Annotated in this window: 23 protein-coding genes; 12 read left to right on the forward strand and 11 right to left on the reverse strand. The window is 67.8% G+C overall.

Annotated features, from left to right (window positions below; genetic code table 11):
* Positions 1 to 103: 103 nt before the first annotated feature.
* Complete coding sequence (locus tag KI388_RS04560) at positions 104 to 922, reverse strand: AAC(3) family N-acetyltransferase (protein WP_215088190.1); 819 nt, start codon at positions 920 to 922, stop codon at positions 104 to 106.
* 255 nt (positions 923 to 1177) lie between these two features.
* The gene (locus tag KI388_RS04565; protein ID WP_215088191.1) at positions 1178 to 2158 is read right to left on the reverse strand and encodes a phosphoribosyltransferase family protein; all 981 of its coding nucleotides are present in this window, start codon (positions 2156 to 2158) and stop codon (positions 1178 to 1180) included.
* 297 nt (positions 2159 to 2455) lie between these two features.
* Between KI388_RS04565 and KI388_RS04570 the strand changes: the two genes are divergently transcribed.
* The 3 genes from KI388_RS04570 (at position 2456) to KI388_RS04580 (ending at position 5171) form a co-directional block, all read left to right on the forward strand.
* A complete protein-coding gene (locus tag KI388_RS04570) occupies positions 2456 to 3244 on the forward strand; it encodes a glycosyltransferase (protein WP_215088192.1) in 789 nt (262 codons plus the stop codon).
* A 166-nt stretch (positions 3245 to 3410) separates the two neighbouring features.
* Entirely contained in the window at positions 3411 to 4163 is a 753-nt protein-coding gene (gene aglF, locus KI388_RS04575; RefSeq protein WP_215088193.1) for a UTP--glucose-1-phosphate uridylyltransferase AglF, read from the forward strand.
* Positions 4164 to 4259: 96 nt separating this feature from the next.
* Entirely contained in the window at positions 4260 to 5171 is a 912-nt protein-coding gene (locus KI388_RS04580; protein WP_215088194.1) for an NAD-dependent epimerase/dehydratase family protein, read from the forward strand.
* A gap of 1 nt (position 5172) precedes the next feature.
* Here the strand turns inward: KI388_RS04580 and KI388_RS04585 are convergent, their stop codons facing one another.
* Positions 5173 to 5499: a DUF5615 family PIN-like protein gene (locus KI388_RS04585; protein WP_215088195.1), complete on the reverse strand. Its 327-nt coding sequence runs from the start codon at positions 5497 to 5499 to the stop codon at positions 5173 to 5175.
* A gap of 2 nt (positions 5500 to 5501) precedes the next feature.
* Complete coding sequence (locus KI388_RS04590) at positions 5502 to 5774, reverse strand: DUF433 domain-containing protein (protein WP_215088196.1); 273 nt, start codon at positions 5772 to 5774, stop codon at positions 5502 to 5504.
* Between the two features lie 334 nt (positions 5775 to 6108).
* Here KI388_RS04590 and KI388_RS04595 point away from each other — a divergent pair, with 334 nt between their 5' ends.
* Positions 6109 to 6669 carry a hypothetical protein gene (locus KI388_RS04595; protein WP_215088197.1) on the forward strand — a complete coding sequence of 187 codons (561 nt, stop codon included), beginning with the start codon at positions 6109 to 6111 and terminating at the stop codon, positions 6667 to 6669.
* Positions 6670 to 6708: 39 nt separating this feature from the next.
* Here KI388_RS04595 and KI388_RS04600 read toward each other — a convergent pair whose 3' ends face one another.
* Together KI388_RS04600 and KI388_RS04605 are read right to left on the reverse strand one after the other, a co-directional pair.
* Entirely contained in the window at positions 6709 to 6918 is a 210-nt protein-coding gene (locus tag KI388_RS04600; protein WP_026046206.1) for a hypothetical protein, read from the reverse strand.
* Positions 6911 to 7174 carry a hypothetical protein gene (locus tag KI388_RS04605; RefSeq protein WP_215088198.1) on the reverse strand — a complete coding sequence of 88 codons (264 nt, stop codon included), beginning with the start codon at positions 7172 to 7174 and terminating at the stop codon, positions 6911 to 6913. Before KI388_RS04605 ends, KI388_RS04600 begins: the two co-directional genes overlap by 8 nt.
* A 119-nt stretch (positions 7175 to 7293) precedes the next feature.
* Here KI388_RS04605 and KI388_RS04610 point away from each other — a divergent pair, with 119 nt between their 5' ends.
* Complete coding sequence (locus KI388_RS04610) at positions 7294 to 8562, forward strand: saccharopine dehydrogenase NADP-binding domain-containing protein (RefSeq protein WP_215088199.1); 1269 nt, start codon at positions 7294 to 7296, stop codon at positions 8560 to 8562.
* 85 nt (positions 8563 to 8647) lie between these two features.
* On the opposite strand, the gene KI388_RS04615 is transcribed toward KI388_RS04610, so the two are convergent.
* The 3 genes from KI388_RS04615 to KI388_RS04625 form a co-directional block, all read right to left on the reverse strand.
* A complete protein-coding gene (locus KI388_RS04615; protein WP_215088200.1) occupies positions 8648 to 9568 on the reverse strand; it encodes an NAD(P)/FAD-dependent oxidoreductase in 921 nt (306 codons plus the stop codon).
* A gap of 44 nt (positions 9569 to 9612) precedes the next feature.
* Positions 9613 to 10623 carry a bile acid:sodium symporter gene (locus KI388_RS04620; protein WP_215088201.1) on the reverse strand — a complete coding sequence of 337 codons (1011 nt, stop codon included), beginning with the start codon at positions 10621 to 10623 and terminating at the stop codon, positions 9613 to 9615.
* A gap of 338 nt (positions 10624 to 10961) precedes the next feature.
* Positions 10962 to 11933 (reverse strand): phosphoadenosine phosphosulfate reductase family protein, encoded by a 972-nt coding sequence (locus KI388_RS04625; RefSeq protein WP_215088202.1) that lies wholly within the window; start codon positions 11931 to 11933, stop codon positions 10962 to 10964.
* Between the two features lie 123 nt (positions 11934 to 12056).
* Between KI388_RS04625 and KI388_RS04630 the strand changes: the two genes are divergently transcribed.
* Positions 12057 to 13400 (forward strand): alkaline phosphatase family protein, encoded by a 1344-nt coding sequence (locus tag KI388_RS04630; protein WP_215088203.1) that lies wholly within the window; start codon positions 12057 to 12059, stop codon positions 13398 to 13400.
* 48 nt (positions 13401 to 13448) lie between these two features.
* Here the strand turns inward: KI388_RS04630 and KI388_RS04635 are convergent, their stop codons facing one another.
* Entirely contained in the window at positions 13449 to 14216 is a 768-nt protein-coding gene (locus tag KI388_RS04635) for a hypothetical protein (RefSeq protein WP_215088204.1), read from the reverse strand.
* A gap of 141 nt (positions 14217 to 14357) precedes the next feature.
* Between KI388_RS04635 and KI388_RS04640 the strand changes: the two genes are divergently transcribed.
* The 4 genes from KI388_RS04640 to KI388_RS04655 all read left to right on the forward strand — a co-directional run bounded on the left by KI388_RS04640 (position 14358) and on the right by KI388_RS04655 (position 17559).
* Positions 14358 to 15656: an RNA-guided endonuclease TnpB family protein gene (locus tag KI388_RS04640; protein ID WP_215088205.1), complete on the forward strand. Its 1299-nt coding sequence runs from the start codon at positions 14358 to 14360 to the stop codon at positions 15654 to 15656.
* A 106-nt stretch (positions 15657 to 15762) separates the two neighbouring features.
* Positions 15763 to 16272, forward strand: coding sequence for a TIGR04206 family protein (locus tag KI388_RS04645; protein WP_215088206.1), 510 nt, complete (start codon positions 15763 to 15765; stop codon positions 16270 to 16272).
* Between the two features lie 71 nt (positions 16273 to 16343).
* Entirely contained in the window at positions 16344 to 17264 is a 921-nt protein-coding gene (locus tag KI388_RS04650; protein WP_215088207.1) for a ZIP family metal transporter, read from the forward strand.
* Positions 17265 to 17349: 85 nt separating this feature from the next.
* Complete coding sequence (locus tag KI388_RS04655; RefSeq protein ID WP_215088208.1) at positions 17350 to 17559, forward strand: hypothetical protein; 210 nt, start codon at positions 17350 to 17352, stop codon at positions 17557 to 17559.
* A gap of 27 nt (positions 17560 to 17586) precedes the next feature.
* Here KI388_RS04655 and aroC read toward each other — a convergent pair whose 3' ends face one another.
* Positions 17587 to 18774, reverse strand: coding sequence for a chorismate synthase (gene aroC, locus KI388_RS04660; RefSeq protein ID WP_215088209.1), 1188 nt, complete (start codon positions 18772 to 18774; stop codon positions 17587 to 17589).
* Positions 18775 to 19040: 266 nt separating this feature from the next.
* Between aroC and KI388_RS04665 the strand changes: the two genes are divergently transcribed.
* Together KI388_RS04665 and KI388_RS04670 are read left to right on the forward strand one after the other, a co-directional pair.
* Positions 19041 to 19262, forward strand: a complete 222-nt coding sequence (locus KI388_RS04665) for a hypothetical protein (RefSeq protein ID WP_215088210.1) — start codon at positions 19041 to 19043, stop codon at positions 19260 to 19262.
* A 100-nt stretch (positions 19263 to 19362) separates the two neighbouring features.
* Positions 19363 to 20139 (forward strand): enoyl-CoA hydratase-related protein, encoded by a 777-nt coding sequence (locus tag KI388_RS04670; protein WP_215088211.1) that lies wholly within the window; start codon positions 19363 to 19365, stop codon positions 20137 to 20139.
* Positions 20140 to 20393: the final 254 nt, after the last annotated feature.

The following is a 20393-nucleotide window of genomic DNA, read 5'->3' on the forward strand; positions in this document are numbered from 1 at the left end:
CGACCGGGCCGGGGGTCGTCGTTCATACCGGCACCTCCGCCGGAGCGAGTTTTGTTATCCGTCGGCTACCGCCGCGAGGCGAGTCGCTACCGCGCGGTCGGCGTCACAGGGTCACGAGGTAGCTCGGGTCCGCGTTCAGCCGCGGCACGAGCGACGACTTCAGGTCGCCTAGCGTGAAGCAGATCACGCTGAGTCCGTTCAGGTCGTACCGGTGGACGACGCCGTCGCGCTCCAGGTCTCTCGTCAGCTTCGGCTTGTTCCACGAGTAGAACGGCGACGTCCGGACCCCGCAGGTCTGCTCGACCGGTTCGCACTCGCCCCCTTCGGCGCAGATCACCCCCTCGAAAGTCTCCTCGGTGACGTACTCGAGGCCCGCCCGGCTCTCGAAGTAGTGGAGGTGCGAGCAGGTGATCCACGGCGTCCCGACGTCGATGATCAGCGTGTCCTCCTCGACGAGCCGGGCGAAACAGCCGTCCTCGTGGTAGCTGTCCGAGTGGACGCAGCCGTCGAACCGATACGGGCCGTCGACCAGGATCGACTTCATCGCGTCGTCGGTCCGGTAGTCGGCGTCCCGGAGGAACAGCGTCCCGAACGTGCCGTGTTTCGGCCGCGAGTGCGCCTTGTGATACACGCCCGACGTCGCGAAGTAGTCCGTGAACCCCGGCGCGAGCACGCTCCGGAAGCGGTCGGTGAGCTTCGACCGGAGCAGCGCGTAGGGGTCGCCACCGAACGCCCGTTTCACGTCGCTCAGCCCGACGTGGACGAAGGCCTTCGAGCGGCCGGCGGCGTGGCGGTCGAGCACCTCGTCCAGCCGGGAGACCGGCGCCTCGCCGGCGCTCCGCCGCCGGTTCAGTCGCTTGAGCGCCTGGTGTTTGACGAGGTTTGCCGCTCGGCTGGCCGTCGTCAGCGGTCCCGGCGTCATCGGTCGGCCCCCGGTTCGGTCCCCGTGAAACGCCGAGTTCTCGGGCGGCCCTCACCGTCGGTCCGTACCCCGTTCGCCCGGTCCGACCGCCTCATTCTCGTCCCGGAGTCGCCCGTCGAATGTCGGAACGCGCTTCCGCTCGCTCGGATAGCTCGGCCATACTCGCCCGTCGGGGATCGGCGGTGTAGTTACGACCGGCCTACGCGCCGGTAGGCGGCGATTACCGCCGGGAGGCCGCCAGCCGAGCGCGCAGTCTCACCTGAACTTGCTGGCGATGAGCGCGGACCCGCGAGAGAACAGGCGTCCCGCGGCCGCCACCGAGAACGACACGGGACCGTCCCTGAACCTCGACGCGAGGGTCCCGGCCCGTCGCTGGGCCCGCTTCACACGACCGGGGTGAAGCACCTCCATGGTCTCGTAACAGAGGACCGGCCTGTCGGTCAGTCGCGTTATCTCCGCCGCCTGCCGCGGATCGCTCTCGACGAACAGCGACGCGTCGGTCGCGTCGTACGCCTCGGCCTTGTGTCGCGCGTGGCTCCCCCGCGCCTGTCGGACCTCCTTGCTCGGCAGGTCCATCATGACGAGGTCGTCGTACCGGAACCCGTGGGCGTCCAGCCACTCCTCGGTCTCCGGTCGGTACTTCTCGAGCCTGCTCGTGACGAGGTGCCCGATCCGCTGGTCCGGAACGACGGCCGGTTCCACCTCCGACAGGAACTGACGGTACCGCTCGCCGTCGTCGTTCTCCGCCGGGGTCGGGTCGCGACAGAGGACCCCGTCGATGTCGACGCAGGAGTCGTTCAACACCGGATGGTGGATCACGTTCCACTGGAACACCCGCGGCATCGGGACGACTTCTCCCCAGTGGTCGACGTGCTCGCGGCCCCGCGGCGAGACGTACACGGCGCCGTACGATATCTCGAACGGGAAGTCCCGGCCTTCGAGCCTGCGTCGCGTCTCCGTCATCTGGCTTCCCGTCCGCACCGAGTCGTCCACGACGAACACGGAGTCGAAGTCGTGAAACGAACGGTCATCGGCGTGCCGCTCGCCGCTGTCGAACAGTCGGTTCTCGCAGAGCCCGTCGACGTCCGTCATCGGAACGTTGAGCTGGAGACAGAGGAGGTTCGCGGCCAGCAGCCCGCTTCTCGGGATCCCGACGACCAGGTCGACGTCCCGTAGGTCCTCCCGAGCGAACCGACCTGCGTCGGCGCTGAGATCCGCGACGCGCTTGTAGTTCATTTCGATCACAGATAGCGAACGGCCACAAAGTTATACGACCCCTACACGCGACGCGGAGACGGTCGCCGTTCGACGCGCGAGCACGCCGTCTACGGACCAGCGCCGGCCGGGTCGACACCGGCCTCTCCGCCCTTCCCCGGTTTTTCGCTGCTGCGCTCCGGTACGGGTCGCGGGGCGGGACGCCGTTCGAACCGGACCGACGCCTCGGGGCGTCTGAGCCGCGGGAGCCCGAAGCCGTCGGCCGAGGAGCGCGATATGTGATTCATAACAAAGCCCGCGATGACCGTTTACGGGAGTATGCCGGACCTCAGTGTCATTATCCCTACCCTGAAACCCCCCGCCCAGGTCGAGTGTCTCGACCACCTCGCGGCGAACGGCTTCTCCGACTACGAGGTCTGCCTCCAGAGCGAGTCGACCGCGACCGCCGCCCGCAACGCCGGCATCGAGCGCGCCGAGTCGGACAAACTGGTGTTCCTCGACGACGACTCCCGACCCCGAGACGGGTACCTCGCTCGGATGTCGGAGGTGTTCGAGACCGAGACCGCGGTCGCCGGCAGGACGGTCCACCCCCGCGACGACGTCTTCGCCGGGACGCTCACGAACCACTACGACTTCGGCGACGAGCCGCGCTACGTCACGCGGTTTTGGGGGTGTAACATGGGCGTTCACCGGGACGTGTTCGACGAGATAGGCGGGTGGGACGAGGGAATTCCGTGGGGCCACGAGGAGGTCGAACTCGCGGAGCGGGTGCTCTCGGTCTCCCCCATCTACTACGACCCGGAACTGGTGGTCGATCACGCCTACGCCGACTCGGTGGTCGACTACCTGACGAAGACGTACAAACAGGAGGTGGAGCAGCCGTACCTGTGGAACAAGGAGGGACGTAGCCGGCGAGACCAGTGGCTGACGATCCTCAGCGACGCGGTCACGCCCACGAACTACGTCGGCTTCCCGGTGCGGTCGGCGCTGCTTCACGGCGCCGGCACGCTGGCCGGGGCTGCCGGCCGCGTTCGCGGGATGCGCCGGGGCGACGCCGACCGACCGGAACGGCCGGAGTCGATCTCCGATCCGGCCGTCGACCGGTGACGGCCGAGGTCGGGCCCAGCCGGCGGGCGCGTTTCCCCCGCCGTCCCCCGGACTCGCGGTGCGCCGACGCGGCAGTCGGAACCCGCGCCCGGCTCTGTCGCGCTGAACGCGGGGGAACGCTCGTAAGCGGCTCATACTTTAGGTCGTGTTCCGGCCAGAGCGGGGTATGAAGACAGTCATCCTCGCGGCCGGGAAGGGAACGAGGCTCAAGCCGCTGACCGACGACAGGCCGAAGGCCCTCGTCGAGGTGGCCGGCCGCCCGCTGCTCGACCACGTCTTCGAGCAGCTGGTCGGCGTCGACATCTCGGAGTTCGTCGTGGTCGTCGGCCATCGGAAAGAACAGATCGTCGACCGGTACGGGGAGGAGTTCGACGGGATCCCGATCACGTACGCCCACCAGCGCGAGCAGCTCGGCCTCGCGCACGCGCTCCTTCAGGCCGAACCCCACGTCGACGAGCCGTTCGCGCTGATGCTCGGCGACAACGTCTTCCGCGCGAACATCGGGGACGTCGTCGAGCGCCAGCGCCGCGGCGACGTGGACGCCGCCTTCCTGGTCGAGGAGGTCCCGATCGAGGAAGCCGGGCGGTACGGCGTCTGCCGGACCTCCGAGGACGGCGAGATAGTCGAGGTCGTCGAGAAGCCCGACGACCCGCCCTCGAACACCGTGATGACCGGATTCTACACCTTCTCGCCCGCGATCTTCCACGCCTGTCACCTCGTCCAGCCCTCCGACCGCGGCGAGTACGAACTCCCGGACACGATCGATCTGCTCTTAGAGTCCGGCCGGACTATCGACGCAATCGCGATGGACGGTTGGCGGATCGACGTGGGGTACCCCGAGGACCGCGACCGCGCCGAACGGCGCCTGCGAGCCGAGGAGGAGCCGGTCGCCGCCGAAGGGGAGCCGACCACCGACTGATCGGACCGGCGTCGGTCTCACTACTGGTCCCGGGCCCGCCGCGGGGAACTCGTCGAAACCGACACGATAATCCTTCGGCCGGGACGAACTCCGACCATGCAGGGAAAACGCGTCCTCGTCACGGGCGGCGCCGGGTTCATCGGCTCGAACCTCGCGAACCGCCTCGCGGCAGACAACGACGTTATCGCGGTCGACGACACCTACCTCGGCACGCCCGAGAACCTCGATTCCGACGTGGAGTTCGTCGAGGCCTCCGTCGTCGACGGGGACTTCCCGGTCGACGTCGACGTCGTGTTCCACCTCGCCGCGCTCTCCTCGCGCAACATGCACGAGAGCGACCCCCAGCGCGGCTGCCGCGTCAACGTCGAGGGGTTCGTCAACACCGTCGAGCGCGCTCGGAAGGAAGGCTGTGACACTGTCGTCTACGCCTCGACCTCGTCGATCTACGGCAGCCGCACCGAACCCTCCCCGGTCGACATGGAAGTCGAGGCGCGCACGGCCTACGAGGCCTCGAAGCTCGCGCGCGAGCGCTACGCCGAGTACTACGCCAACCACTACGACATGGCGATGGCCGGCCTCCGCTTCTTCTCGGTGTATCAGGGCTTCGGCGGCAACGAGGAACACAAAGGCGAGTACGCGAACACGGTCGCGCAGTTCGCGGACGCCATCGCGAACGGCGAGGCGCCCGAACTGTTCGGTGACGGCACCCAAACCCGGGACTTCACGCACGTCTCGGACGTGGCCCGAGCCTGCGAACTCGCCGCGGACCACGAGCTGACGGGCGTGTACAACGTCGGCACTCAGGAGTCGTACTCGTTCAACGAGATGGTCGAACTGATCAACGACGCGCTCGGCACGGAGATCGACCCCGTCTACATCGAGTGCCCGTTCGACGGGTACGTCCACGACACGATGGCGGACTACTCGACGTTCCACGAGGCGACCGGCTGGGAGCCAGAGATTAGCTTCGAAGAGGGCGTCGAAATGGTCTGTGAGCCGTACGAGTAGCTCAGACCCGCCCGTTCGGGACGACCTCGACGATCTCGGCGCGGTCGTCGTACGCGTCATCGATCCGCCGGATGGCAGTTGGGACATCCCCCACACGCGGCTGATCGAGCTGGTGGAAACACAGGCAGCCACATCGTTTCGACAGCTCGAAGAAGTCATCGTCCGCGGTCAACACGACGTACCCGTTTTCGCGAGCGTACGCCGCGATATCGGGATCGGTCGCACGCGGATCGAGCGCGTCAGCGATAGTGACCGCTCGGAGGTCGGGCGCTTCGAGACAGGCGTCGATATACCGACGTGCGACGTTCTGGTCGCAGAGGAGTCGCATCGCTACGGCGCGCGACTCACGTCGGTCAGTCGCTCACGATTTGCTTCCGCCTCCGCCGCGATCGCTTCCGTCTCGTCGGGATTCGACTCGTAGTACTCGATAGCGGCGTCGATCTCGTCGGCCGTCAGACCGAACTCCTCGGCGACGGCCGCCGTCGACCAATCGTGCTCGCGGACCAGCGATCCCACTCGGTGGACGCCGACGCGCGTCCCCTCTACCCGCGGTTTTCCGCCGAGTACGTTCGGCGTCGAAACAACGGATATGGTCACGCTCATCGTCGCATCTCTCCGTGAAGCGGCATAACGCTTTGGCGAAGACGCCGCTCAGGCCGAGTGACCCTCTCGGCCACCATTTCAAAACTCTCTCGCGGCCTCACAGGTCCGCGAACTCTCGATGATCGCCGCCCACCCTCGAGTTGAGCGGCCATCGGTCAGTTGTTTCGCTCAGTCGCACCCGCGCTCGGTCGCCCGACTGAGCAGCCGATCGATTTCTGTGGCGGTCTCCGGGTACAAAACTGCTGTCTAGTGCCGTCAGCGAGATTCTCTCTCGTGAAGCCGTCGTCGAGTGTACGCCCGGTCTATTTTTGAATATAGCGGCGATCCACTAAATATGAGTACCGATCCCGACGTGGTCGCGGAGACGCTCACTACTGCCGACAGCGACGAGACGAACCGCGTCATCGACGATCTCAGCGATCTCGACACGGCTACACGGTACCGACTCTACGACGATCTGTTCGACGCGTGCCGCCCCGTTTTCGACGACGCGGAGGACGGTTACGTCCGCCAGTCTGCCGTTCGGACGCTTCGCGAGGCGTATCCCGGCGTCGAGCGTCACCCCGACGGCAGCGACGTGCTCGCCGCCGAGGACGGCTCCCAGGCCGAAATCGCGGAACAGCGCGAACGATACGTTTCGTTCCTGCTCACCGCGCTGGACGACCCAGACGGGAGGGTTCGAATCGCCGCCGCCGACGCGTTCAATCTGCTCGCCGTCGGTCTCGGGATGGCCGATCTCAGCGATGAGCGGGACCGAATCGTGGACAACTTGGAAGCGCTCGCGGCGAGCCAACCGGAAGAGCGACGGAAACACACGGAGCAGGCACGCCAGTCGCTCGAACGGCTCGGCGTTTCCGGCCTTCTCTCGGGAGCGCTGTCGGACGACCACTCGTAGCGGTGTTCACCGCCGGAACGTGGTCGTGGCCGGCCGCCGTCAGGAGGCGTCGACCGCGCTGCCGGCGGCGACGAGGAAGCCGATGATCGCGGTGACCAGCCCCACCATCCCGATGGCGACGGCGCCGATCTGGAAGGCGTCTCCCGACAGTCGCTGTGCCGTGAGGAACAGGAAGACGGTCGTGACGAAGCCGACGAGCGCTAAGATTCGCCCGAACCGACCGGTGTCGATTCCGGGCTCGCTAGACACGGTTGAGGATCTCCTTGAGGACGCCCTGGTACTCGTCATCGGTGGCGGAGTTGCCGAGCGAGTGGATCGACTGCGAGATCCACAGCCCCGCGGTGAAGTTGATGAACGCCGCCATCGAGACGGTGCCGACCTGTCCCTCGACGAACAGCCCCGTGATCACTGCCCCGACGAACCCCACCGCCATGAGGCTGTGCGTGACGAGCGATCGGGTCCCGAAGTCCGCGAGCTGTAGTGACAACCGAGTGCCAACGGGCATAGTAGCATGTACGGGCGGGGCGTTAAAGAGGTAGCGCGTCCGCGATCCCGTTGCTCCGTGCTCGTCCCGCCGGACTCGACCCCACCAGTTTACCGCCGACGCCGCGTAGTGACTCTCGAATGACGGACGACGATCCGACACACGACGTCGTAGTGTGGGGAGCGACGGGGGTCGCGGGGCGGTTCACGGCCGAGTACCTCACGGAGCGGTACGCGCCCGAGGAGCTCTCGCTGGCCGTCGGCAGCCGAAACCGGGCGCGGCTCGACGCGCTCGTCGACGACCTCACCGAACGGAGCGACGACTGGGACGACGTGCCCGCGGTCGTGGGCGACGCGACGGACCCCGAGAGCCTCCGCGCTATCGCCCGCGACGCGCGGGTCGTCTGTACGACGGTCGGTCCGTACACCCGACTCGGGACGCCGCTGGTCGAGGCCTGCGTCGAGACCGGCACGGACTACTGCGACCTCACCGGCGAGGTGAACTGGGTGCGCGAGACGGTCGACCGCTTCCACGAGGCCGCGGTCGACGCCGACGCGCGGATCGTTCACAGCTGCGGGTTCGACTCCGTGCCGGCCGACATCGGGACGCTGATCGTCCAGTCGTTCGCGGCGGAGACGTTCGGCGCGCCCTGCGAGACGGTCCGAATCTACCTCGAAGGCGGGAGCGGGAGCGTCAGCGGCGGCACGCTCGCGAGCTTCGACGAACTGTTCGAGGCGGCCGCGACCGATCCGCTCGCCCGGGAGACGCTCCGGAACCCCTACTCGCTGGCCCCCGCGGGCGAGCGGAGCGGCGTCGATCCCGGTCAGCAGCGGCGGCCGCGAAGGGATCCGCTTCGAGGGACGTGGACGGCTCCCTCGCCGATGGCGCCGGTGAACGAGCGCGTGGTGCGGCGGAGCAACGCGCTCCTCGGCTACCCGTGGGGCCGCGAGTTCCGGTGTAGCGAGGTCGTTCCGGCCGGCGAGGGCCTGCGGGGCGCGGCGACGGCGGGAGTCATCGCCGGCGGTCTCGGCGCGTTCACTGCAGCCATGTCTGTCGGCCCGCTGCGCTCGGCGCTCCGTCGATACGTCTTCCCCGACCCGGGCGAGGGTCCGACGCGGGAGGAGGCCGAGGAGGGGTATTTCCAGATTCGCGTTCTCGGACGGGGGACGGCCACGGAGGGCCCGTTCACGGTCGAGGCCGAGTTCGGCGCTGAACGCGATCCCGGGTACGGAGCGACCGCGCGGATGCTCGGGGAGTCCGCGGTGTGCCTGGCGCGCGGCGAGGTCGACTCCCCGTTCGACGGCGGCGTGTTGACGCCGGCGTCGGGGATCGGGTTTCCCCTCGCGGACCGACTACGCGAGGTCGGATTCACCGCGTCAGTCTGCGAAGCGTCTGACGACGACCACTGATCCGAGCGTCGGCTCGGTCCCTCCGTCCGCACACCGCCGGGGACACAGAGCCGACAAAGCCGGGCTCCCGCGGCGAGCGAGCCGGTCAGGCAGGCTGCGAATCCAGCTTCTTGTAGTCGATGTAGTCGGCGCCGCGGAGCTCCTCGAGCAGGTTGATTGCCGCGCGGGCGCCCTCGCCGACGGAGGTCGCGATCTGCTGGTGGCCGCCGGTGACGTCACCCGCCGCGTACACCCGATCGACCGGCGTTGACTGGTCGGGGTCGGTAACGATGTCGTCGCCGTCCACGGGGACGCCGAGCATCTCCGCGAGGTCGGTGCCGCCGGCGGTGCCCAACGCGACGAAGAGTCCGTCGACCGTGATCTCGTCGCCGCCCCGCGTGACGACAGCTTCGAGCGTTTCGCCGCCTGCGAGTCGGTCGAGGTCGTCGGTGACCACCGGAATCTCCGCTTGGGCGACCCGCTCTTTGAGTGCCTCGTCGGCCTCGAACGGCGACCCGTTGGTGAGGATCCGGACGTCGTCGGTGTAGTCGAGCAGCATCAGCGCCTCCGTCGCGGCGTAGTTGTCGGCGCCGACGACCGCGACGGGGCTGTCGCGGTAGAAGTACGCGTCACACTCGACGCAGTAGGAGACGCCGTGGCCCTCGTATGCCTCGACGTCCGCGATGGCCGGCCGCTCGTAGTCCGCACCCGTCGCGATGACCACGCCGTCGACGACGTACTCGTCGACCGTCGTCTCGACGTAGTACCGCTCGCCGTCAGGTTCGATCCGCACAACCTCCTCCTCGACGATCTCGGCCCCGTACTTCCGGGCGTGTTCCCGCCCTAGGTCGACGAGCTCTGGGCCTGTAACACCCTCCGGGAATCCGTAGACGTTTTCCATCGTATCCACGTCTCGGGTCGTTCCGCCGCCGTCGTCGAAGACGAGCGTTCGCTTGTCCGCGCGGGCCGTGTAGATAGCCGCGTTCAGTCCGGTCGGACCGCCGCCGATGATCGCGACACCAGCCATTGTATTGTACATTACACACTATATTAACTTATGAGTTCCGACGCTCACCCCGAGCCGATCCGTCCAACCGCCTCGCGGAGTGACAGTCCCTCACCGACGATGTCGCGCCGATAGTGCATGTAGACCGCGCCCAGCGGCGGCTGGACGACGTACGCGAGCGCGATCGGGAGGACCGCGGCCGAGGGTACCCCGTCCGCGGCGACGACGATCGCCAGGGCGATAGAGAGGTTGCGCATGCTCGTGGCGTACACGAGCGCGACCCCCCGTGCCGGGTCACGCAGGAGTCGGCCCAGAGCGGCAGCGATCCCGAGGATAGCCGCGTAAAACACCACGAGCGGGACGACCGTCACCGCCGACGCGACCGGGTCCGCGAGGATCTGCCCGGACCGTAGCGTCATCGCGACGAACACGATCAGCATCACCCCGAGCGACGACAGCCCGCCGAACACCGGTTTCAGGCGCTTGAACCCCGCGGCGGAGTACCGCCGGAGCAACAGCCGTCGAGTGACCGTCCCGGCGGCCATCGGGACGACGACGATCTGCGCGAGCTGCCGGTACAGCGTCGAGGGGTCGAACCCGACGTCGGCGGGCACGAGCACCGATAGGTACGCCGGCAGGATCACGATCGCCGCTAACAGGTTGACCGCCATCGCGACCAGCGCCGCCTCGAGGTCGCCGTCGGCGAGTCCGGTCCACGCAGCGGTCATTCCAGAGGTCGGGATAAGCGCGATGAAGTACAGTCCGACGGCGTACTCGACGGCCCCGCCGAAGAACCACCGCGAGAGGCCGACCGCGAGCAGCGGGGCCACTCCGAAGTTGATGAGCAGGCTCAGCCCCACTGGACCGGCGTGGTCGCGGACGTTGACGACCTCCCGGAGGTCGATGTTGATCATCATCGGGTAGATCATCAGGAATAGAATCGGGACGACCGCGGCCCGGAGGACTCCCTTCGTCTCCGTTCCCGCGACCTGGCCGAAAGCTAACCCCGCAACTAGCGACGCGACGACAACGTAGATGAGATTCTCCTTGATTCCGGTGAGGAGTGCGTGTATCATCTGTTTGGCGTGAGCTGTTCTCGATGCGGGCTGTTGCCGTGGCGGTACAATCGCTCTCGTCGGGCGGGCGTTCGGTCTGTCATCTCTCGAGCATCCGGTCAGCCGGCCCTGACGGCTCCGACCGGCTTCGGGACTCTATACGCAGTAACGTGCGACGCGAACAAAAATGTATGGTATACACAATTCAATGAACTACATCTGGAGACAAGATCGGCAGTCAACTCGTGATGGATCACTCCAGAGAGATCGGCAGAGGTGAATTCGACATCGAATGGCCGTTGACCGAAGGGTTCGCAAAAAGGGCTTCGACCCGGAGCGGTCGCGTCTCGAGCGCGCTGTTACATGTAACCGAGGTCGCGCAGGCGCTCCATCAGGTCCTCCTTGTCCTGGGCGCGGCCGGCGCGCTCGGTCGTGTCATCGAGGTTCTGGAGCCACGCGGGCTCTTCGGTCGTCTTCTCGGTCGAGACCTCGCTGCCGAGCGAGCGGAACCCGGCGAAGTACTTCGGGGAGATGGGCACGTCCTCCTGAGTGACGCCCTCGGGCAGGTCGTCGTCGGCCTGCGGGATGTACCCCTCGTCGGGGAACGCCTCGACGGTGTCCGGCACGACGAAGTTCCAGAATGCCTCCCACACGTCGGCCTCCGCGAACTGGAGGATGGGCTGGATGCGGTCGTGGGGCGGGAACAGGTCGGGGTCGTGACGCGGCGAGAAGAACGTCTCGTCGGCGCGGGCCTCCTGCTCGTCCCAGCGGACGCCCGAGATGACGCCGTCGATGTCGTGCTCTTCGAGGGCGTCGTTGAGCGCGACCGTCTTCAGCAGGTGGTTCCCGACGTAGGTGTCGAGCAGGAACGGGAACGAGTCCTCCTCGTACTCCAGTATCTCCCGGATGTGGTGCTGGTTGTGCTCCGAGAGCGCGTCGACGGGGACGTCGTCGCCCGGCTCTAACCCGTGCTCCTCGACGTACGCGCCCACGTCGTCGTTGCGGGCGTACACCAGGTCGATCTCCCACTCGTCGGCCCAGTGTTCGACAAAGTCGGTGATCGAGTCGAAGTGCTGGAAGTGGTCGATGAACACCGCGGTCGGCTTCTCGTAGCCGTACTCCTCGGCCACCTGATTGATGAAGTACAGCGTCAGCGTGGAGTCTTTCCCGCCCGTCCACATGACGGCCGGGTTGTCGTACTGTTCGAGCCCGCGGCGGGTGACCTCGACCGCCTTCTCGATTTTGTGCTGGATCGACGGGTAGTCGTCGGGGGTCTCACCCTCGCCGTCGGCGTAATCGACGTCGACGCTCGCCGGGAAGTCGTCGCTCATACGCCGGATATGTCCGCGCGGAGGGAGATAGGCCTTCTGAATCTTGCCGGCGCGACCGCCGGGCACGAGCGGTGGATTTCGCGGAACACAAGGGATATGTCGGCTCCCCCGGAACGGCCGAACATGGGTCTGTTCGACCGGCTCCGCGGCGACGACGACGGCCGCGTCGTCTTCCTCGGGATCGACGGCGTACCGCTCGACCTCGTCGAGGACCACCCCGACGTCTTCGAGAACCTGACCGACATCGCCGAGACCGGCTCCGGCGGGCGCTTAGAGAGCATCGTGCCGCCGGAGTCGAGCGCGTGCTGGCCGAGCCTCACGACCGGCGTGAACCCCGGCGAGACGGGCGTGTACGGGTTCCAGGACCGCGAGGTCGACTCCTACGAGACGTACGTCCCGCTCGGGCGCCACGTGAAGGCGACCCGCCTGTGGGACCGCGTCACCGACGCCGGCCGCGACGCGACCGTGCTCAACGTCCCGGTCACGTTCCCGCCGTCGTCCCGGATCCAGCGGATGGCCTCCGGGTTCCTCTCGCCCGACCTCGACGGGGCCACGAGCGACGAGTCGCTCCGCGAGACGCTCGGCGGCTTCGACTACCGCATCGACGTCAACGCCAAGCTCGGCCACGACGACGACAAGACGGAGTTCATCGAGGACGCGCACGCCACGCTCGACGCCCGGTACGACGCCTTCTCCCATTACCTCGATCAGGACGACTGGGACCTCTTCTTCGGCGTCTTCATGAGCACCGACCGGGTGAACCACTTCCTCTACGGCGACTACGCCAACGACGGCGAGTACGCCGAGGCGTTCCTGGAGTTCTACCGCACCCTCGACGGGTACATCGGTGAGATCCGCGACTCGCTGGCCGACGGCACGACGCTGATCGTCGCCTCCGACCACGGCTTCACGGAGCTGACCCACGAGGTGAACTGCAACCAGTTCCTCGCGGACGAGGGGTGGCTCTCCTACGAGGACGACGACCACGACTCGCTGGCCGACGTCGACGGCGAGACCCGCGCGTACTCGCTCATCCCCGGGCGGTTCTACCTCAACCTCGAAGGCCGCGAGCCGGAGGGAGTCGTCCCCGAGTCCGAGTACGAGGAGACGCGCGAGGAGCTCATCTCCGACCTCGAATCGCTCACCGGTCCCGACGGCCGGCAGGTGTGCAAGCGGATCGTGAAAGGCGAGACCGTCTTCGACGGCGACCACGACGAGATCGCCCCGGACCTGGTCGTCATCCCCGCCGACGGTTTCGACCTCAAGTCCGGCTTCGGCGGGAAGGAGGCCGTGTTCACGCAGGGGCCGCGGAACGGGATGCACAAGTTCGAGAACTCGCTGCTGTACTCCACCGACCCCGACCTCGACCTCGCGGACGCGAACCTCTTCGACGTGACCCCGACGGTCCTCGACCTGATGGACGTCGACGTCGACGCGGAGTTCGACGGCGAGAGCCTGCTGAGCTAACCGGTGTCGCGAGGGTTCGGCCGCTGTGTCGCTGAGGGCGGCTCGCCCTCAGACGCGCTTGGTCGGCGTCGAACACCGCAGACAGAGGATCCCGGTCCCGGCCCAGTTCACGTGGTTCGACCCGCAGTTCGGGCAGCGGTGATTGTCGTTGTTGTACTCCGTCGTCCCCCGCGGCGCCGCGAGGTGGCCGTCGTCGACCGCGCGCTCGACAAGCCCCGCGAAGCGCTGCCTCTTGAACCGAGCGCGGTGCGCGAGGAAGTCGCCCGGGCGGTCGGGGTCGGCGCCGTGGAGGTCCTCCCACTTGATCGCTATCTCGCCGTCGGCCTGCCCGCGCGCGACCTGCTTGATCGTCGCGGCCGCGGCCTCGAAGAGGGGCGTCGTCGCGAGCGCCTGCGGCGAGTCGACCTCCTCGCCCGCGGCCGCGTACCGCGCCGCCGCGTCGTCGTACGCCTCGTCGGCGCCGTCGAGACCGCCCGCGACCCGGAAGTCGGCGACGAACTCCGCGAGGCAGGCCACCTGCCCCGATTCGGTGAGGACCGATTCGAGGTCGCGCGTCGCGGCGATCCCCTCCGCCGCGCGGCGGGTCGCGCGCCCGTCCGCGCCGGCGACGCGGTAGGCGACCGCCGCCGCGAGCAGCTGTTGGAGCCCCTGCCCGACCCACCCCTTCTCGTCCGGTTCGAAGGGGTCGATCTCCGGCCGTGGGTCGGCCAGGACGCGTCGCCCGCCGCGGGTGTAGCGGTTCCCCGCGCGCTCGTACTCCCGGGCCGCCAGCGCGTCGACCGCCGCGTCGTAGTGGCCGCCGTCGTCGGTGTTCACAGAGTAACAACGAGGGACCCCACGACTTTAATGGTAGGAGGAACCCGCCAACTTTCGCAACAAATCACGGGCGATAGCACCCTGAATCCCTGGCACCAGCCGCAGAACATGTAAATAAATAGATTAATATGTGAAACACAGGTGGGGGATGTGATCCGCACCGTCAAAGTCAAGCTTGACGTACCCGACGAGCGGTGCGACGACCTCCATCAGACGAAAGAGCAGTTCCTCTACTGTGCGAACACGACCGCAGCCTGGGCGTGGAGATACCCGGACGAACATTGTGTCACGTCGAAACAACAAGCCGAAAACGCGCTTTACGAGCGACTTCGCAACGAAACAGATCTGACAGCGAACCTCGTTCAAAAAGGGATTCGACGCGCTATCGAAGCCACAAAAAGCGGTGTTGCTCGACTCAAGAAAGGCGAAACCACCAGTCAACCGCATTTTGACGCGTGGAGCGTCGTCTACGACAAACGAAGTGCGACGTTCCACCGCGACCACGTGTCCCTTTCCACGGTGAACGGGCGCGTCGAGTGTGAGTACGTACTTCCTGACGATCCGACAGGAACACCGATTGGCGAGTACCTACTGAACGAGGAGTACGAGTTCCGGATGTCCACGCTTCAGTACGACCGCTCGAGCGAGGCGTTCTACCTCCACGCGCGTATGCGCCGTACCACAGACGAACACGAGCAGTCGACAGCTGTTTCTAACGCCAAGCACAGAACAGTCCTTGGCGTTGATCTGAACGTGGACGGCTCGCTCGCCGTGACTTCTACGGGTGCGTTCATCGGGAACGCCGACGAGATGAACCATCGACGCCGCGAATTCGAGAAGACCCGCGGGTCAATGCAACAGACGGGCACGCGGTCGGCCCACCTGTCGATTCAGTCGATGGACGACCGAGAGCACCGCTGGATGAAAGACGAACTCCATCGTGCTTCGAACCAGATTCTCGACGAAGCTCGCGACCACGGATGTACGCACATCGCCTTCGAGAATCTGACTGATATCCGGGATCGGGGGGCTCATGCGAAACGGTTCCACGCATGGGCGTTCCGCCGATTGTACGAGTACGTCGAGTACAAAGCCGAGATGCTCGATATTGAAGTCGAGCAGGTGAGTCCGGCGTACACGAGCCAGCGGTGTTCGAAGTGCGGCTTTACACACGAGACGAATCGGCGCTCGAAACACCAGTTCGTGTGTCAGAAGTGCGAGTACGAACTGAACGCGGATTATAACGCGAGCAAGAACATCGCTCGAAAAATGTTGAAACGACTCCATTCGGGGCAGATGTCTTCGGATGGAGGCGCACCCCGTCAGTGTGCGCTGACGTCAGGGACACTGAACCTGAACGGCGAATTTATCGCCTCCGTCGATTCGACGGCAGAAGGGGAGTCCACTGACAAGCCCACGACTTCAGTCGTGGGTAACTGACACGCGCGGTACGAGCGGGAACGAATTACCTCTGACGGGGACATGACCTCGCGCCGGCCGATTCGACTCCCCGACCATACTTACTTCCGGGCGCCGAACCGGTCGCATGGAGAGACCGGACGGGAGTTCGCGGCCGACGAGCGGGCGCGTCGAGTGGCTCCTCGTCGTCGCGCTGCTCGCGGTCCCGATGGCGGTCGTCCCGGGCGGCGACGACGCCCCGACGCTGGTGAGCCTCTGGGGGTTCGTGACGCTCGGCGGCGACGGGACCGGGGTCGGCGGCTACCCGGTGTGGGCGTACTTCCTCGACCAGCCGCGCCCGTTCGCGACGCTTCCACCGTCGATCCGGGCGTGGCCGCTCGCGCTCGGGTTCCACCTGCTCGCGGCCGGCAGCGCCACGAGCGGGGTCGGGCTCGGGCGGGAGGACCGCCGCGTCACCGGCGGACTGCTGCTGCTCGCGGCGGCCGCGGCGCTGTGGGTCGCGGCCGGACTGGGGGTGCGCTTCGGCGTCGGCGCGACCGCCGGCTGGCTGTCGGTGCTCCCGGTGAGCGCCCTCGCGACGGCCCTCGTCGCGCTCGCCGCTTACGGGAGCGACCTCCGGCGCATCGCGGTCCGCTGACCGCTCCGGCCGATCCGCGGACCGCGGCCTCCTTCCCACTCTTTATCAACTCGTACGTGGTTGCGAGACGCATGACAACGCTCGGCTCCGTCCTCGGCGTGACGAGCGTCGCCGGGCTCGCGACCGGTCTCGGGGCGCTCCCCGTGTTCTTCCGGCACCGCGTGACCCACCGCGTCTACGACGCCGCGCTCGGGCTGGCGGCCGGGCTGATGGTCGCCGCCAGCGTGTTCGGCCTCGTCATCCCCGGCATGGAGGAGGGGACGCTCCGCGCCGTGATGGCCGGAGTCCTCCTCGGCGGCGGCGCGTTGCTCGGCGGCAACTACCTCGTTCCGCACCTCCACGCGGAGTACCGGGAGTGGTTCCCGGAGGGCGGCGCGACCGCCGACGACGCCGCCTCGGTGGAGACCGCGGGCGGGGTCGGAGACGCGGACAGCGTCGGAGGCGCAGGCGACGGGGAGGACGCGAACGGAAACGGAGAGGACGCGAGCGGAAACGGAGAGGACGCCGGCAACGGCGGCGGAATTCTGTCCGAGCGCGAGTCCTCACTCCGGAAGGCGCTGCTCATCGGCGGCGCGATCACCCTCCACAACGCCCCGGAGGGGCTGGCCATCGGCGTCGCCTTCGCGTCCGGGTTAGAGGAGGTGGCGCTGCTTCTCGCGGTCGTGATCGGCCTCCAGAACGTGCCGGACGGGTTCGCCTTCGCGGTGCCGATGGCCGAGACGGGGATGTCGAACCGCCGAGTGATCTGGTACACCACGCTCTCGGGGGTCGTCCCGCAGGTCGTCGCCTCCGTCTTCGGCTACTCGCTCGTCGGACTCGGCACCGGGCTGTTCCCGGTGTCGTCGGGGTTCGCGGCCGGCGCGATGCTCGCCGTCGTCTTCCGAGAGCTGATCCCCTCCTCGCACGGGCACGGGCACGCCGACGCCGCGACCGGCGCCTTCCTTGTCGGGTTCGTGCTGCTCGTCGTCGTCGACGCCGTCGTCGTGGTGTGAGGCCCTCGCCGCGTGACCGAGGGGGCGGGCGCGACGGCCGCACGGCCGCGAAACGCTTTCGACGGAACGGGGCGTCGGCCGGAACATGTCCACGACCGTTTCGACGCCCGACGCCGACGAGACCTGCGCGTACTGCGGCTCGCGGATCTTCGACCACGACCCGATCTGCGTGCGCGACTGCGACGACGACTGTGGCTCGGCCACGTATTTCTGTAACTACGCGTGCCTCTCCGCACACGTCGACGAGAACGGCCTCACCGCGGGCAACGTCTGCGAGTGGTCGCCGGGCGAGTGAGGAGCCCGGACCGCGGTGCGGCGCCCGCTACTCGTTGTCCGGGCTGCTCGGGTGATAGTCGGTGTCGTACTGCCCCGGGTTGCCATCGACGCGGTCCGGGTTGATCCGGCCGCCGAGCAGCATGAAGTCGAGGACGGTACAGTAGAGCATCGCCTCGACGACCGGGACGGCCCGCGGCGGGAGGACGGGGTCGTGGCGACCGACGACCTGGACCTCCTTCTCCTCGCCGGTCTCCCAGTCGGCCGAGCGCTGCTTCTTGGGGATCGAGGTCGGGGCGTGCCACGTCGCCTCGCCGTAGACGGGCTCGCCGGTGGTGATCCCGCCCTGAAGCCCGCCGTGGTCGTTCCCCTCGGGGACGGGGTCGCCCTCGTCGCTCTCGACGTGGTCGAACGACTCGCCGTCGTCGAACGTCCAGTCCTCGTTGCGGTCGCTGCCCGCCACGTCCGTCGCGTCCGTCCCGAGCCCGTACTCGACGCCGGTCGTCGCCGGGATGGCGAACAATGCCTGTCCGAGCCGCGCGGGGAAGCTGTCGAACCGCGGTGCGCCCAGCCCGCGCGGGACGCCGCGGCACTCGAAGTATATCGAGCCGCCGATGGAGTCGCCCCGCTTCTGGTACTCCTCGATCAGTTCCTGCATCTCGGCGGCCGCCTCGGGGTCGGCGCAGCGCACGTCGTTCTCCTCGCTGTTCGCGAGGAGCTGCTCGAAGCTCACCGGGTCGGCCTCGACGTCACCGATGCGGTTGACGTGAGCTTTGATCTCCACGTCGTGATCGGACGCGTCGAGGACCTGCTCGGCGACCGCGCCGGCCGCGACCCAGTTGACGGTCTCCCGGGCGGAGGAGCGCCCGCCGCCGCCCCAGTTGCGCGTGCCGAACTTCGCGGAGTAGGTGTAGTCGCCGTGCGAGGGGCGCGGCGCGGTGACGTACGGCTCGTACTTCCCCGAGCGCGCGTCCTTGTTCTGGATCACCATACCGATCGGGGTGCCCGTGGTGTAGCCGTCCTGAACGCCGGAGTTGACGACGACCTCGTCGGGTTCGCCCCGCGAGGTGGTGATCATCGACTGCCCCGGCTTGCGCCGGTCGAGCTGCGCCTGAATGGCCTCTTCGTCGAGTTCGACGCCCGCGGGGACGCCGGAGACGGTGACGCCCATCGCGTCGCCGTGGCTCTCGCCGTAGGTCGTCAGCTGGAAGAGTCGGCCGAACCGGTTCCCGTTCATACCGGTACGTGTGGCCGGGGGCATATAGGGGTTGCAATCCGCGCAACGGGTGGCCGTCGACCGCGGGCGCCCCGGCGCACTCGGTCGCGTCCGGGACCGGACGGTCTTACGGCTCCGGCCGCTCCCCAAGCGTCACGTCGACGGTCTCCTCGCTACCGTCGTGGACGACGCTCCGGGTCGCACCCCCGGATTCCGCGACTCGGCGCGGGATCGATACTCGACGCGCGACCGATGGCGGTATGTAACGGGAACTCGTTGGTGCGGCCGTGCGCGACCGCATCACCTCCGACCTCGGCGTGTACGCCCTCTCCGGGCTGTTCTCGCTCGTTGTCTTCGCGTTCGCCCTCTGGCTCCTCTCGCGGACGCTCCCCGGCGGGCTCGCGAGCCGACAGCTCGGGGGGCTGATCGCCGGCTACCTGCTGTTCGTCGGCGTGTACACCACGGCGTGGTTCATCTACACGGGGATCGACAGCCGCGAAGAGGTCTAACCGACGCGTCGCGGCCGCTCGGGGACGCAGTCGACGAGCGACCCCTCAGGGAGGCTCCGCCTGCCGAACCGTTTTCACGCCGCCCCGCGACGGGGCGCGTATGAGTCGGGAGCCCATCTCCTTCGACGTCGACGACCGCGGGGTCGCGACGGTCACCGTCGACCGGCCGGAACAGCTCAACGCGCTCACCGCCGAGACGCTCGAAGCGATCGAGGACGCGCTCGACGAGGCCGCCGACCGCGACGCGCGCGCCCTCGTGATCGCCGGCGCGGGCGACGAGGCGTTCGTCGCGGGCGCGGACATCTCTCACATGGTCGACCTGTCGACGCCCGAGGCGCAGGCGTACGCCGAGCTCGGGCACCGCGTCGCGGACGCCATCGAGGCGTTCCCCGCACCGACGGTCGCCGCCGTCGACGGGTACGCCTTCGGCGGCGGCTGCGAGCTCGCCTTGGCCTGCGACCTCCGGGTCGCCGCCGAGAGCGCGGTCCTCGGCCAGACCGAGATCGATCTGGGGATCATCCCGGGCTGGGGCGGCACCCAGCGGCTCCCGGCGCTCGTCGGGGACGAGGTCGCCCGCCGGCTGATATTCCTCGGGGAGCGCATTGACGCGGCGGAGGCGGCCGAGGTCGGCTTCGTCGGCGAGGTCGTCTCCGACGCCGAGTTCGACGACCGGATCGACGAGCTGGCGGGCGAGCTAGCCGCCAAGCCCGCGACCGCGCTGCGGGCCGCGAAGGAGGCGCTGAACGCGGCCGGCGAGGGGTCGGCGTCGACCGGACTCGCGCTGGAGCGCCGGGCGTGGGCCGGTCTCTTCGGCACGCACGACCAGCGGGAGGGGATGGCGGCGTTCTTAGAGAAGCGCGAGCCGGAGTTCGAGTAGCGGAGTTGCGATCGACTCCGAACCGTTGTGCGGTGGCGCGTGCCGACGAGCGCCCGAAGGGCGCGAGTCGCACGCGCGAGGGAGTCGGTGGGCCGGAGCGAAGCGAAGGTCCACCGACGAGGCTGGGGAGGCGTGAGGCTGCGGCTGCGGTGCGGGGGCGGGACTCAAAGGGGCAGTCGGCTCCGGGAAGACGGCCGATGTAAGCACCGCAGCGAACGGAGTGAGTGAGGAGCGCAGCGAGGCCCTCGACCGGA

It is taken from the genome of Halorubrum sp. 2020YC2, assembly GCF_018623055.1.
Lineage (GTDB): Archaea > Halobacteriota > Halobacteria > Halobacteriales > Haloferacaceae > Halorubrum.